The following is a 14,007-nucleotide window of genomic DNA, read 5'->3' on the forward strand; positions in this document are numbered from 1 at the left end:
TTTATGGGAAGTACGGAAGAGTATAATGGCGTCCAGAAAGCGGCGATCCTTCTGATCGCACTTGGACCGGAAAAGTCAGCAGCAATTTTCAAACACCTGAAGGAAGATGAAATAGAAGAACTGACACTTGAAATTGCGAATACGCGAAGTGTGTCACCGCAGACGAAGGAAGATATCTTGAATGAGTTTTATCAGGTATGTCTGGCTCAGCAGTACATTGCAGAGGGCGGTATCGGATATGCGAAGGATCTTCTTGAAAAGGCACTTGGAAACGAAAAGGCACAGGAAGTTATTTCCAAACTTACAGCGTCCTTACAGGTCAGACCTTTCGAGTTTGTGCGTAAGACAGATCCGAGTCAGGTTCTTAACTTTATCCAGGATGAACATCCGCAGACAATCGCGATGATCCTGTCCTATTTATCATCCGGACAGGCGGCGATGATCCTTGGAGCGCTGACACCGGAAAAACAGGCGGACGTAGCAAAACGTATCGCGATGATGGATCGTACATCCCCGGATGTAATAAAGGAAGTAGAACGCGTATTGGAAAGAAAACTGTCTTCTCTGATGAATCAGGACTACACGATCGTCGGAGGTGTGGATGCGATCGTTGGTATTTTGAATACCGTAGACCGCGGAACAGAAAAACATATTATGGAGTCTCTTGAAATTGAAGAGCCGGAACTTGCTGATGAGATCCGCAAGAAGATGTTTGTATTTGAGGATATCCTTCTTCTGGATGACCGTGCGATCCAGCGTGTACTCCGCGATGTAGACAATAATGACCTTGCGGTTGCGCTGAAGGGTGCGAATGAAGAGGTACAGGGCGTTATCTTCAAGAACCTGTCCAAACGTCTGGCAGCGATGATCAAGGAAGATATGGAATACATGGGTCCTGTACGAATGAAGGATGTAGAAGAGGCACAGCAGAAGATTGTAAGTATCATCCGTAAGCTTGAGGATTCGGCAGAAATTGTTATTTCCAGAGGCGGAGGTGACGAGATTATTGTCTAATCTTTATAAAAGCCGTTTTGTTATCAACAACAATACCGGCAAGCGTATCATTGATTCGAATGAAAAAGCCACGGAACGAATGGAAGATTACATTCGCCTGAAACGGGAAGAAGCACTTGCAGACGGGGAATTCATTGAAGGACTCGATGCGGAGAGTGTGGAAGTAGTAGAAGATGCGCAGGAACTGGAAGAACCGCATGCGGAAGAAAATGTGAACGAAGAAGAACAGGCACAGGATATTCTGGAAGCGGCAAAAGCGGAAGCGGATCAGATCCTCGAAGATGCAAAAATGCAGGCAGAGCATATGCGGGAGCAGGCAATAGAAGAAGGACAGAAAGAAGGATATCGCTCCGGTCAGGAACAGGCGATGCAGGAAATAGAGGCAGAACAGAACCGCCTGCGCGGATTACAGGAAGATTTAAGAAGAGATTACGAGGCAAAGTGTGCAGAGCTTGAACCAAAGCTGGTAGATGTGATCACCGGTGTGGTGGAAAAAGTGTTCCAGATTCAGTTCGCGGATCAGAAAAATGTGCTGCTGTATCTGGTACAGAACGCGATCCAGAATGCGGATGGATGTCGGGAATTCCGGGTTCATCTGGGTGAGAACAGCTATGCGTATGTCAGTGAACACAAAGCAGAATTACAGCAGCGCGTGGGAGAAGACTTACGGATAGACGTCATTGAAGACGCGGCACTTACAGAAGAACAGTGCATGATCGAGACGGAAGCCGGAGTGTTTGACTGCAGCGTTGATGTTGAGATGAAGAATCTGATAAAAGAAATAAAAACTTTGAGCTTATGAGGGTGAAAAAGTGGCAGTTGATTTAAGCAAATATGAAGAACTGAAAGAGCATACATTTTTTGACCGTCTGGGGAAGGTAGTTAAGATCGTCGGACTTACGGTGGAATCCGTTGGTCCGGATGCGAAATTAAATGATCTGTGCCGCATTTATATCAACAGAGAAGAAAATCAATATGTCATGGCGGAAGTGGTTGGCTTTCGTGAAAAAAGACTGCTCCTGATGCCATTTGACAGCATGGAAGGACTGGGAGTTGGATGTATCGTAGAGAATACGGGACATCCATTATCTGTTTCTGTGGATGATAATATACTGGGGCATACATTAGACGGGATCGGCAGACCGACCGACGTTGAAACGCTGGAATTAAAGTCAGAGTATCCGATAGACGCGGCGCCGCCGGATCCGATGAAGAGAAAGATCATAAGTGAAGTGTTACCGCTTGGGGTAAAGGCGGTTGACGGTCTTATCACAGTCGGCAAGGGACAGCGTATCGGGATCTTTGCCGGATCGGGTGTTGGAAAGAGCACACTGCTTGGTATGTTTGCGCGAAACACCAAAGCAGACATTAATGTGATCGCACTGATCGGAGAACGAGGCAGGGAGGTGCGCGAATTTATCGAGCGAGACCTTGGTGAAGAAGGCATGAGACGTTCGGTTGTCGTGGTCGCAACCTCGGACAAGCCGGCACTGATCCGAAATAAAGCGGCAAAGACGGCAACGGCGATCGCGGAGTATTTTAGGGATCAGGGAAAAGATGTGCTTCTTATGATGGATTCCCTGACCCGTTTTTCCATGGCACAGCGGGAGATCGGGCTGGCATCCGGGGAACCGCCGGTTACAAGAGGATATCCGCCGAGTGTGTATGCGGAGATGCCGAAACTCTTAGAGAGAGCCGGAACATCTGAGAAGGGTTCGATCACCGGTCTGTATACAGTCTTAGTCGATGGTGATGACTTCAATGAGCCGATCACGGATACGGCGCGAAGCATTCTGGACGGACATATCATGTTAGACCGAAAACTCGGGCATAAAAACCATTATCCGGCGATCGATGTGCTGCAGAGTATTTCCCGTGTTATGAGCGCAATCGTTGGAAAAGAACATAAAGCGAACGCGGGCAAATTAAAAACCGTGCTGGCGACTTACCAGGAAGCGGAAGATCTTATCAATATCGGGGCGTATAAGCGCGGATCGAATAAAAATATCGATTATGCGATCGATAAGATCGATGCAGTGAATGAATTCCTGGTTCAGGATACCATGGAAAAATTCGATTTCGAGGAAGAAGAAGAAATGCTGGCGGCTTTGTTTGAACAGTAAGCGGGTGATGGTAAATGGCAAAATTCAAATACCGAATGCAGAATATACTGGATGTAAAAAGAAAACTGGAAGAACAGGAGAAGATCAACTACGGGATCGCAAATGTGAAACTTGAGGATGAAAAAAAGAAATTACGAAAGCTCCTGTTGCAAAGAGCCGGTTATGAGAAGGAACTGACGGGGCTTGTGAGTGGGACGATCGATCTTGCGCGGATAAGAATGACCAAGCACGCGATCGACACCATGAAAACACTGATCCGTTCCCAGATGATCCAGGTACATGCCGCAGAGGCAAACTTAGAGCAGGCAAGACAACGTTTGAAAGAGGTCATGATCGACCGGAAAACGCACGAAAAGCTGCGGGAACACGCATTTGAAGCATTCAAGCAGGAAGTGGCGTATGAAGAGAACAAGGCAGTCGATGAACTCGTAAGTTACACATATCATAAGGCAGAAGAATAATTACAGGTGGTGAAAAAAATGGCAGACGAAAAAGAAGAAATTCTGGACGCAAAGGCAGCACGAAAAGCAGAAAAAAAAGCTGAAAAGCAGCGTAAAAAAGAAGAGAAGAAACTGGCAAAACAGCAGGAACTTGAGGACGATACAGAAGAAAGCAGTGGCGGCAGTAAAGTGGCGCTGGTATTTGTTACACTGATCATCATCATCATCTGGCTCGCAATTCTGGCTCTGTTAGTAAAGATGGATGTGGGCGGATTTGGCTCAACCGTACTGGCTCCGGTATTAAAGGATGTTCCTTATATCAATAAGATCCTGCCGGCGACAGATGAAAGTGAGCTTGGCACCGAAGATACCGAATATCCGTATCAGACACTGGATGAGGCGGTTGCGTACATCAAGGAGCTTGAGCTGGAACTTCAGACAGCGCAGGAAGGCAGCTCGGAAAACAGCGCATATGTGGCACAGCTTGAATCAGAGGTTGCCAAGCTTCAGCAGTATGAGCAGAATGAAGCTGATTTTGAGAATGAGAAAGCACAGTTTTATGAAGAAGTAGTATTTAATGATAAGGCTCCGGATATCAGTGAGTATCAGAAATATTATGAAAGTATCGACCCTGCGAATGCAGAGGAATTGTATAAAGAAGTTGTGCAGCAGGAGCAGACCAGTCAGGAACTTACTGACTATGTGAGCACCTATTCACAGATGAAACCAAAAGAAGCGGCAGCAATTTTTGACACGATGACAGACAACCTTGAGCTGGTCGCAAAAATCTTAAACCAGATGGACAGACAGTCCGCAGCGAATATTCTCGGTAAAATGGATTCCCAGACAGCCGCAAAGGTGTCGGAACTCATGGAGCCTGCAGAATAGATACCGGAGTTTTTGATTCCGGGAAAATAACAGAGAAAGGAGGAACGGAGCATGGCATCAGAAATATCAAATGTCGCGGGGCTTTTTTGTGTGGACAGCACAGCGTCAGTGATTCCTGCGGATAAGAACACAAAAGTTCAAAATGACTTTTCTACCTTTTTAAATACAGGGTCTTTTGGACAGAATGTGGCGCAGAATTACAAGACAGACGCAAATGCGGCAACAGCAGGGGCAACTTATGACAGATACCAGTACAAAGCCGGCGCGGCGATCAAGAGCGCCAGTGACAACGGCATTTCTGCTGAAAAAATTTCCGAAGTGAAAGACAAACTCGGAACATTTGCGGAAGATGTAAAAAATGTCCTGAAAGAAGAACTGGGTGTTACAGACGAACAGATCAAGGATGCGATGGCAGTGCTCGGAATGCAGGTTACGGATCTTATGGATTCGAAAAATCTTGCGGCACTGGTAACAGAACTTACCGGATGCGACAATCCGATGCAGCTTCTTATGACAGAAGGTTTTCAGGAGATCATGGGCAGCATGGAAGAGATCAGCAGTGCATTGTTAGATGAACTTGGAATGAGTAAGGAAGAGTTCCTAGCGGCATGTGATGAGATCCTGGCGCAGAACACAGAACCGGTATCGGAAGATGTGAGCGCAGAACCGCCGGCAGCAGAGACTGAAGTGGCAACAGAAAAAGCGGCAGATGTGACAGCCAAGACCGAACCGGAGACAGACCGGACGGAAGTGGCGCAAAAGACATTGACAGAGACAGCCGGAACAGAAAAAGCGGCACCAAAGCAGGAAGAAACGACGCAGACAAAACAGCCGGTGGAAGAACCGGAGGCAGAAACTGCCACAGGTAAGACCGCAGACAGTGACGGGCAGGAAACCACAGATCTGGATTTCTCGGATGAGACAGAAAACAGTGATGCGGACGCGTATATGAACAGCCAGACGCATGTGACAGAACAGCATATACAGCAGCCGGCCAGAGCGGATGCACCTGAGACCGCAAACCGGACACCGGTACAGGCTTATGTGGATGTACAGGATATCATGGAGCAGATCTCCACATATACGAGAGTTATGTCAGCAGGTGACACCAATGTTCTTGAGATGCAGCTGAATCCGGAAAATCTTGGAAAGATTTATATCCATGTAACGGAGAAGGCGGGAACGATCACTGCGCAGATCGCTGCGACAAATGAAAATGTCAGAGAAGCGCTTCAGGCACAGGTGGCAGACTTAAAGACAAATTTAAACCAGCAGGGCATTAAGGTAGATGCGGTAGAAGTCACGATCGAAAATCATGAATTTGAGCAGAACCTGGAGCAGAATGCCGGCAGGGAACAAAAGAGGGCCGAGCAGGAAGAAGAGCAGAGAAGTGCCGGAAACAGAAGAAATATCAATCTGGCAGATCCGGGCAGCCTGGATGGAACAATGACAGAAGAAGAAAGCCTGACTGCAAAGATCATGCAGGAAAATGGCAATCAGATGGATATAACAGCGTAAAAACAAGAGAAAGGAGAAAAAACATGGCATATGTACAGGCAGTAAAAGACGGTCAGCTGGTAGATACCACAGCATCCGCAACATCAGAGTCAACGTCAAAGACCAAAAACGGCAACACGTTAGGTCAGCAGGATTTCCTGGAACTTCTGGTAGCGGAGATGCAGTATCAGGATCCGTTGGAACCACAGTCAAATACCGATTATATCGCACAGCTCGCAACCTTTACCCAGGTACAGGATATTGAGGAGATGCAGGGAACCGTTGAGAATATGCAGGGAAATAACCTGATTGGAAAATATGTTCTTTTGAATGTTACTTCAAAGGCGACCGGAAACACAAATGTCATTGCCGGATATGTGGATTATGTGACCTACGAAAACGGCAAGACGTATCTGTCGGTCAACGGAGGTTTGTATTCATTGGATGATCTGGATACGGTAACAACAAAAGAGTATCAGGAAGCGGTTGTGGTCGTTTCAAAGTTCAGTCAGATGATCAGCGCTCTTCCGGAGACAGAAGATCTGGCACTTACGGATGAAGAGGCGGTAAAAGAAGCAAGAACCCTTTATGACGGCATGACAACTACACAGAAGGGCTATGTGAGCTCGGAAGATGTAAAGAAACTGGAAGCTGCGGAAGCAAGGATCAAAGAGATCAAGAGCAAAGAATAAGACAGAAGGCTGAAAAGGAGAGAATACTATGAATAAAATTGAAAATCAGTTCACTTCCATTCAGCAGGTTACAGACAGATACTTAAATGCAAACAGCAGTTCAGCCGCAAAGGGGACGTCAGATGTTTCTTTTGAGGAAATTTTAAAACGGAAACAGGATGTATCCGAAGCTTTTGAACTGAAATTTTCCAAGCATGCAGCGATGAGACTGGAAGACAGAAATATCAATCTTTCCAGAAAGCAGAGCGAACGTCTGGAAGCCGGTGTTCAGAAAGCAAGTGAAAAAGGAATTCAGGAATCTTTAGTAATGGTCGATTCTCTGGCGTTTATTGTAAACGTGCCGAATAAGACGGTTGTCACGGCGATGGATCAGGGAGAGACCGAAAAAAATGTTTTTACAAATATTGACGGAGCTGTAATCGCATAAGCCGGACCTTACGGAGGCTTATGTCTTTGAATGACAGAGAAGACAGCTTACAGCGAGAGAGAATAAGGAGGTCATTTCATTATGATGAGATCAATGTATTCTGCTGTGTCAGGTTTGAAGACACATCAGACAAAAATGGATGTTATTGGTAATAATATCGCAAACGTAAATACCGTTGCGTTTAAATCATCCGCAGTTACATTCAGTGAAATCATGTATCAGACAATTTCTTCCGCTTCGGGAGCGAACGAGGCAACCGGAACCGGTGGTATCAACGCAAAACAGATTGGTCTTGGTGTTACAACCGGCGCAACCAATGTGAGCATCACATCTTCCGGCGCGGCACAGACAACTGGAAACGCATTTGATATCCGTCTGACAGATGCAAACTCAACAAACTTCTTTGTTGTAAACAATGGCTCTGAGAATCTTTTTACAAGAGCAGGTTCCTTCTATGTAGACGGATCCGGAAACCTGTGTATGACATCTACCGGTTATACAGTTATGGGATGGCAGGTACAGACCGATCCGATGACCGGCGAGCGTACGATCAAGAAGGATACGGTTTCCGCGCTTAAAGTTATGTCTGCGGATAATATGACATCCGCACCGGAAGAGACCACCAAAGCATATGTTGCCGGTATCCTGGATAAGAACACTGCGGATCTGACCAATGGCGGTCTGACGATGACCCTTAACTTTACCGATAAGCTCGGATATACATACACCGCAAAATTCAATATCGTTCCGACATCAGCCGGATCACAGGAGAAGGGTGATTATACCGTGAGCCTGACCGACATCATCGATCAGAACAACGAATCCTGCTTTGCAAACGGAAAGATTACCGGAAATAAGACAGCAGTATTTGCGGATACAAAATTAAAATTCAATCCGGATAACGGTACATTTGATTATGTGAATGCGGCAGGAACCAATTCTGTAACGATGAATCTGGCAGGAACATGGAATGATCAGTTCTCAGATATCACAGTAGATTTCAGTGCCTGCAAGATGGACAACAATAACAAACAGTCCACGATCAGCGCAAAGCCGGGTACATCCAGCCAGGATACAACCGGAAAAGGAAAGAAACTGGGTGCTCTGACCGGACTTTCGGTAGATACATCGGGAAAGATCTGGGGTACTTATGATAACGGAAATACCGAGCTTCTCTGCCAGATCGCAAGCGCACAGTTCGCAAACGCATCCGGTCTTGAAAAAGTCGGTGAGAACTGCTATACAACAACCTTGAACTCCGGTGATTTCGACGGAATCGGAACCGAGATCACTGCGGATGGAAGTAAGATGACATCCGGACAGCTCGAAATGTCAAACGTAGATCTTTCTACAGAGTTTACAGATATGATCACAACACAGAGAGGCTTTCAGGCGAACTCAAGAATCATCACAACATCTGATACCTTACTGGAAGAACTCGTAAACCTGAAACGTTAATAGTCAGTGATTAAAACCGTATTTTGGGGATCCTGCTGCGGCAGGATTCTCCGGAATGCGACATGATGTGCAAAAAATAGCGGGTGATGTTATGATAGAAGTTACAAAGCTGAATGGAGTAAAAACCCTGATAAATGCGGAATTGATCGAAACGGTGGAGGAGACGCCGGATACTGTCATATCATTTGTTACGGGAAAAAAGATAATTGTAAAAGAAAGTAGACAAGAGATTAAAAATTTAGTAATATTATATAAGAAAGAATGTATGTCTACTGGCCTTGCCTGGTTGCAACCGGGGGAAAGAGAAGGACAGTTGGATGGGGGAGCCCAGGGATAGGACTCCTGATTTACGAATTTCAGGACGAAAGGACAGGTGGCTAAGTTGGATATAGCGTCTATAGCAGGTTTTTTAATGGGTGTGGTAATGTTCGTGTACGGAGTATCTTCCGGTGATGAGGGTATGGCGGCACTGGGAAATATGTACGATTTTTCGTCCGTACTGATTACGATCGGTGGTTCCCTTGCAGGCGTGCTTGCATCACATAAATTACCGGATTTCATTGCCGGTTTGAAGAGTTTTTCGCTGTTCTTTAAAGACGAAAAATCAGACGTGGGCGAAGTGATTAAGAATATAATTGATTTATCGAATATAGCAAGAAAGGAAGGACTTCTTGCACTGGAAGAAGCAGCCAACGGAATTGAAGATGAATTCTTAAAAAAAGGCGTTATGCTGGTCGTAGACGGTACGGATCCGGAACTGGTTCGCGGAATTCTTGAAACCGATCTCGACTGCATAGAGGCAAGACATAAAAAAGTCATCGGCTTCTGGCTGAAGTGGGCAGAACTTGGTCCTGCCTGGGGTATGATCGGTACCCTGATCGGACTTATCAATATGTTAAAGACTTTGAGTGATGTTTCGACCGTAGGACCGAATATGGCGGTTGCTCTTGTTACAACATTGTATGGTTCCATTATTGCGAACTGGCTTTGCGCGCCAACGGCGGCAAAGCTGACTGTAAATAATGATACAGAGATCATGCTGAAAGAGGTTACGGTCGAGGGACTTCTGTCCATTCAGGCAGGAGAAAATCCACGAGTAATAGAAGAAAAATTGAAATCCTTCCTGTCTCCGAAGATGCGTGAGGGTATGTCAAACGAGCAGGCCGGAGGTGAGGCATAGTGGCTAGAAAGAAGAAAGAGGAGCCGCAGGGCGGAGCAAGCTGGCTGAATACTTTTGCTGACCTGATGAATCTGCTTTTGTGTTTCTTTGTGCTTTTGTTTGCAATGTCTTCCGTAGATACGGAAAAATATGAACAGCTGGTGGCTTCTTTTCACAGCAGTTTCAGTATCTTTTCAACGAGCGGCAGTTCGGTCATCAGTGACGGACAGGCAATTTCGGCAGGCGTCAGCCAGCTGTCCCAGATGAGTACTTATTTCAGTGATGGAACAGTGGATGGTGAATCTGAGGAAGAAAGTGACGCAGAGACGGATTCCACACAGGATGCGGTAGAACTTTACGAACAGCAGGAGCTGGCAGAATCCGAAGAGATGGCGGAACAGATCGAACAGATGGCCGCGCAGTATGGCATTCAGGATCAAGTGGAAGTAGACTTTAACGGACAATATGTAGCGCTCACCTTAAATGGCGCACTGTTGTTTGATTCGGGAAAGGCGGAGATCCGTCAGGATGCATATCCGCTGGTTGACAAGATTGGGGCGATCCTGCAGAATTATAACCAGAATATTATAGAAATAGAAGGACATACCGATAACATTCCGATTCACAGTTCAAAATATGCGGACAATAATGTGCTGTCAATGTTTCGAGCGTTGACAGTTGCGGATTATGTCAGAAGCATTACCAATCTGAATCCGGCATATATCAAATCTTCCGGGCGCGGCGAATATGTTCCGATCGCGGATAACAGTACGGAGGAGGGAAGAGCAAGAAACCGGCGTGTGGAAATAAAAATATATAATTCATATAATTCGGGCAACCAGTAGCAGAAAGGAAGAAGAAAATGAAAAAGAATCTTATTTCAGTTTTAATTCTGGCATTACTTGTCGTAAACCTTGTTTTGACGGCAATCCTTACAATCACAATCCTGCCAGAAACCAAGAAATCCAATGAATTGATTAATCAGGTGTGCAGTGCAATCAATCTCGAACTGAAGAGCGGGGAAGGAACTGATGCGTCTACTGTGCCGATCGACGACATTGAAACATACGATATTCCGGACAGTATGACGATCAACTTGAAACGCGGGGATGACGGAAAAGACCATTACGCGGTGCTTACTGTTTCGCTTTCCTTAAATAAGGGAGATCCTGATTATGAAACCTATCAGCCGACACTGGATACAAAACAGAGTCTGATCAAAAACGAGATCAATACGATCGTGGCAGAGTATACATATGATCAGATCCGTGACAACCAGCAGCAGGTTCAGGATGCGATTTTGAAAGATTTACAGAAGTTATTTGATTCAGATTTTATTGTAAGTGTTGGGTTCTCCAGCGCTACTTATCAATAAAATAAAACTAGGATTAGTTAGGTGGTGAGAGTGCATGGGGGAAGTCTTATCTCAAAATGAGATAGACAATTTGCTGCAGGCATTAAGCAGTGGTGAGTTAGATGTTGAGGAGATGAAAGACAATGGCGAAAAGCAGGTAAAGAACTATGACTTTGCAAGACCATCCAAATTCTCCAAGGAACATTTAAGAACACTGGAAATTATTTTCGAACATTATGGAAGGCTTTTATCAACCAATCTTCCGGTATACCTGCGAAAGAATATTCAGGTAGAAGTGATGAATTCAGAGGCGGTTACCTATTCTGAATTTTCCAATGCTCTGTCCAATCCGGTCTTACTTGGAATTGTTAATTTTGCGCCGTTATCCGGCAATATCATTATAGAGTTAGCATCCAATCTGGGCTATGCGATGGTAGATCGTATGTTGGGCGGCAATGGATCTCCGCTTGAAAAACCGAGAGATTTTACAGAGATAGAGTTACTGATCATTGAAAGGATCATGACGGTATGTGTGAATCTGCTCAGAGAACCGTGGGAGAATGTTGCGGATATTCATCCGCGTCTGGAAAGAATTGAGACGAATTCTCAGTTCGCACAGATCATATCTCCGTCTGAAATGATCGCTATTTTGACGATTAACATGAAAATCGGTGATGTGGAAGGCATGATGAATATTTGTCTGCCGTACCTGACATTGGAAAGCATCATGGACAAACTGAATACGAAATACTGGTTCTCATCCATGCAGGAAAAGGATGAAAAGGAATATCATGAGGCGATCGAGAACTTGATCGCGAGAGCACAGATACCGGTGAAAGCAGTACTTGGTACAAGTACGATCTCAGTAAATGAATTTGTTAATTTACAGAGGGGTGACATTATAAGACTGGATACAAAAGTAGACCAGGAATTAAATGTATATGTAGGAAATATCAGAAAGTTTACCGCACTGCCGGGAGCATCGGGAGATGAATACGCAGTAAGGGTTACTTCAATAATCAGAGAGGAGCAGTGAAAGAATGGATGGAGTTTTATCGCAGGAAGAAATAAGCGCGTTACTTGCGAAAGATCAGGGATCTGCGGATAAAAGTACAGACAGCAGCACTGGAATCCTGTCAGACAGCGACAAAGATGCAATCGGTGAAGTTGCCAATATCAGTATGGGAACGGCAGCGACGACATTGTCTTCGCTGGTAAACAGGAAAGTTGAGATCTCAACGCCGGTTGTTGATATGGCGCAGTGGGAAGACGTGGTTGCTGCTTATGAGCGGCCATGCGTTTTTATCCGGATCGCTTATACGGTAGGTCTGGATGGAACCAACCTTTTGGTCTTAAAGGAAAATGATGTAAAAGTTATTACTGATCTTATGATGGGGGGAGATGGTACTAACACAGATGTTGAGCTTGGCGAACTGCATTTGAGTGCGATCAGCGAGGCTATGAACCAGATGATGGGATCATCCGCGACGTCTCTTTCCTCCATGCTCAATAAAACAATCGATATCAGTCCTCCTGTTGCGGATCTGATCGATCTTCAGGATACAGAGGATGAGGGAGAAATCGAAAAATTCTTAACAGGCGAATTTGTGAAGATCTCTTTCAAGATGGAGATTGGCGATCTGGTAGACAGTGAGATCATGCAGTTATATCCGGTATCCTTTGCACAGGAAATGTGTACAAGCATTACCAAGAATATGGGACCGGAAACAAGTACAGAAAGCAGTGCGGCACCAGCACCGGAACCGGCACCACAGCCGGCAGAACAGCCGATGATGGCACAGCCGACAGCAGGAATGGGGCAGCAGATGATGAATCAACAGCCAATGATGGCACAGCCGATGATGACACAACCGGTAAATGTACAGCAGGCTCAGTTCCAGGCATTTACCAATGATCTGAATCCGGCTTTCCAGAGTGAAAATATAGATCTGATCATGGATGTACCGCTTGAAGTGACCGTAGAGCTTGGAAGAACAAGCAAATCCATTCAGGATATTCTGGATTTCGCTCCGGGAACTATTATCGAATTAAATAAAATTGCCGGAGAACCGATCGATGTACTGGTAAACGGCAAATATGTGGCAAAGGGCGAAGTTGTAGTAATTGAAGAAAGTTATGGTATTCGAATTACAGATATTGTAAAATAGAAAATAATAATTATTGAGAGAAGAATAGGAGATACAGATATGGCAAAGAATATTTTAATTTGTGATGATGCAGCTTTTATGAGAATGATGATCAAGGACATTCTGACAAAGAATGGTTATGAAATTGCAGGAGAAGCTGAGAATGGTCAGAAAGCAGTAGAAAAGTACAACGAGACAAAACCGGATCTGGTATTGATGGATATCACCATGCCGGAGATGGACGGAATCCAGGCATTAAAGAAGATTAAAGAGGGAGATCCGAATGCATGTGTAATCATGTGTTCCGCAATGGGACAGCAGGCCATGGTTATCGAAGCGATCCAGTCTGGCGCAAAAGACTTTATCGTAAAGCCGTTCCAGGCAGAGCGTGTATTGGAAGCTGTGAAAAAAGTAGTTGGCTAAGATGATCTTACTTGAAGTTCGTACAGGAAGTGTGAGTAACTTTTTTCAGTTGCTTGGAGTGCTGGTCATTTTTGTCATGGTGCTGGGACTGACGTATCTTACAACAAAGTGGATCGCATCATATCAGAAAGGCCGTTCTTTTAACAAGAACCTGCAGGTGGTTGAGACACTGAAACTGACAACCAATAAGTACATACAGATCATAAGAGCTGGTGATGCTTATATGGCGATCGGAATCGGAAAAGATGAGATTACGTTTTTGACGATGCTTACAAAAGAACAGCTGAATGCGGAGAGTTTAGAGGAACTGGAGAATAGTTCGGGTACCGTGGAGAATTTCAGTGAGGTACTGAAAAAATTCAAGGATCATTTACCGAAGAAGTAG

At 45.1% G+C, this 14,007-nt stretch carries 17 protein-coding genes; all 17 read left to right on the forward strand.

Annotated elements, in window-relative coordinates; all coding sequences use genetic code 11:
- The first annotated feature begins 3 nt into the window (after nt 1-3).
- Nucleotides 4-1,014, forward strand: a complete 1,011-nt coding sequence (gene fliG, locus H8Z76_RS03275) for a flagellar motor switch protein FliG (RefSeq protein ID WP_022514497.1) — start codon at nt 4-6, stop codon at nt 1,012-1,014.
- Nucleotides 995-1,816, forward strand: coding sequence for a FliH/SctL family protein (locus tag H8Z76_RS13850; RefSeq protein ID WP_022514498.1), 822 nt, complete (start codon nt 995-997; stop codon nt 1,814-1,816). The genes fliG and H8Z76_RS13850 overlap by 20 nt, the downstream gene beginning before the upstream one ends.
- A gap of 10 nt (nt 1,817-1,826) precedes the next feature.
- Complete coding sequence (gene fliI / locus H8Z76_RS03285; RefSeq protein ID WP_147618142.1) at nt 1,827-3,137, forward strand: flagellar protein export ATPase FliI; 1,311 nt, start codon at nt 1,827-1,829, stop codon at nt 3,135-3,137.
- Between the two features lie 14 nt (nt 3,138-3,151).
- Nucleotides 3,152-3,598: a flagellar export protein FliJ gene (gene fliJ, locus H8Z76_RS03290; protein WP_186981672.1), complete on the forward strand. Its 447-nt coding sequence runs from the start codon at nt 3,152-3,154 to the stop codon at nt 3,596-3,598.
- An 18-nt stretch (nt 3,599-3,616) separates the two neighbouring features.
- Entirely contained in the window at nt 3,617-4,465 is an 849-nt protein-coding gene (locus H8Z76_RS03295) for a MotE family protein (protein ID WP_186981673.1), read from the forward strand.
- Nucleotides 4,466-4,516: 51 nt separating this feature from the next.
- Nucleotides 4,517-5,983: a flagellar hook-length control protein FliK gene (locus H8Z76_RS03300; protein WP_186981674.1), complete on the forward strand. Its 1,467-nt coding sequence runs from the start codon at nt 4,517-4,519 to the stop codon at nt 5,981-5,983.
- A gap of 23 nt (nt 5,984-6,006) precedes the next feature.
- The gene (locus tag H8Z76_RS03305; protein ID WP_186981675.1) at nt 6,007-6,654 is read left to right on the forward strand and encodes a flagellar hook assembly protein FlgD; all 648 of its coding nucleotides are present in this window, start codon (nt 6,007-6,009) and stop codon (nt 6,652-6,654) included.
- 28 nt (nt 6,655-6,682) lie between these two features.
- A complete protein-coding gene (locus tag H8Z76_RS03310; protein WP_022514669.1) occupies nt 6,683-7,081 on the forward strand; it encodes a TIGR02530 family flagellar biosynthesis protein in 399 nt (132 codons plus the stop codon).
- A gap of 81 nt (nt 7,082-7,162) precedes the next feature.
- Nucleotides 7,163-8,539, forward strand: coding sequence for a flagellar hook protein FlgE (locus H8Z76_RS03315; RefSeq protein WP_186981676.1), 1,377 nt, complete (start codon nt 7,163-7,165; stop codon nt 8,537-8,539).
- A 91-nt stretch (nt 8,540-8,630) separates the two neighbouring features.
- Complete coding sequence (locus H8Z76_RS03320; RefSeq protein ID WP_186981677.1) at nt 8,631-8,876, forward strand: flagellar FlbD family protein; 246 nt, start codon at nt 8,631-8,633, stop codon at nt 8,874-8,876.
- A 45-nt stretch (nt 8,877-8,921) separates the two neighbouring features.
- Entirely contained in the window at nt 8,922-9,719 is a 798-nt protein-coding gene (locus H8Z76_RS03325; protein WP_186981814.1) for a motility protein A, read from the forward strand.
- Complete coding sequence (locus tag H8Z76_RS03330; protein WP_186981678.1) at nt 9,719-10,543, forward strand: flagellar motor protein MotB; 825 nt, start codon at nt 9,719-9,721, stop codon at nt 10,541-10,543. Before H8Z76_RS03325 ends, H8Z76_RS03330 begins: the two co-directional genes overlap by 1 nt.
- A 17-nt stretch (nt 10,544-10,560) precedes the next feature.
- A complete protein-coding gene (locus H8Z76_RS03335; protein WP_022514664.1) occupies nt 10,561-11,073 on the forward strand; it encodes a flagellar basal body-associated FliL family protein in 513 nt (170 codons plus the stop codon).
- Between the two features lie 34 nt (nt 11,074-11,107).
- Nucleotides 11,108-12,088, forward strand: a complete 981-nt coding sequence (gene fliM / locus H8Z76_RS03340) for a flagellar motor switch protein FliM (RefSeq protein WP_022514663.1) — start codon at nt 11,108-11,110, stop codon at nt 12,086-12,088.
- A 4-nt stretch (nt 12,089-12,092) separates the two neighbouring features.
- Entirely contained in the window at nt 12,093-13,220 is a 1,128-nt protein-coding gene (gene fliY, locus H8Z76_RS03345; protein ID WP_022514662.1) for a flagellar motor switch phosphatase FliY, read from the forward strand.
- Between the two features lie 39 nt (nt 13,221-13,259).
- Nucleotides 13,260-13,622 carry a response regulator gene (locus H8Z76_RS03350; RefSeq protein WP_022514661.1) on the forward strand — a complete coding sequence of 121 codons (363 nt, stop codon included), beginning with the start codon at nt 13,260-13,262 and terminating at the stop codon, nt 13,620-13,622.
- Nucleotide 13,623: 1 nt separating this feature from the next.
- Nucleotides 13,624-14,007, forward strand: a complete 384-nt coding sequence (locus H8Z76_RS03355) for a flagellar biosynthetic protein FliO (protein ID WP_147618135.1) — start codon at nt 13,624-13,626, stop codon at nt 14,005-14,007.

This window comes from Roseburia yibonii, assembly GCF_014297335.1.
GTDB classification, from domain to species: Bacteria; Bacillota; Clostridia; order Lachnospirales; family Lachnospiraceae; genus Roseburia_D; species Roseburia_D yibonii.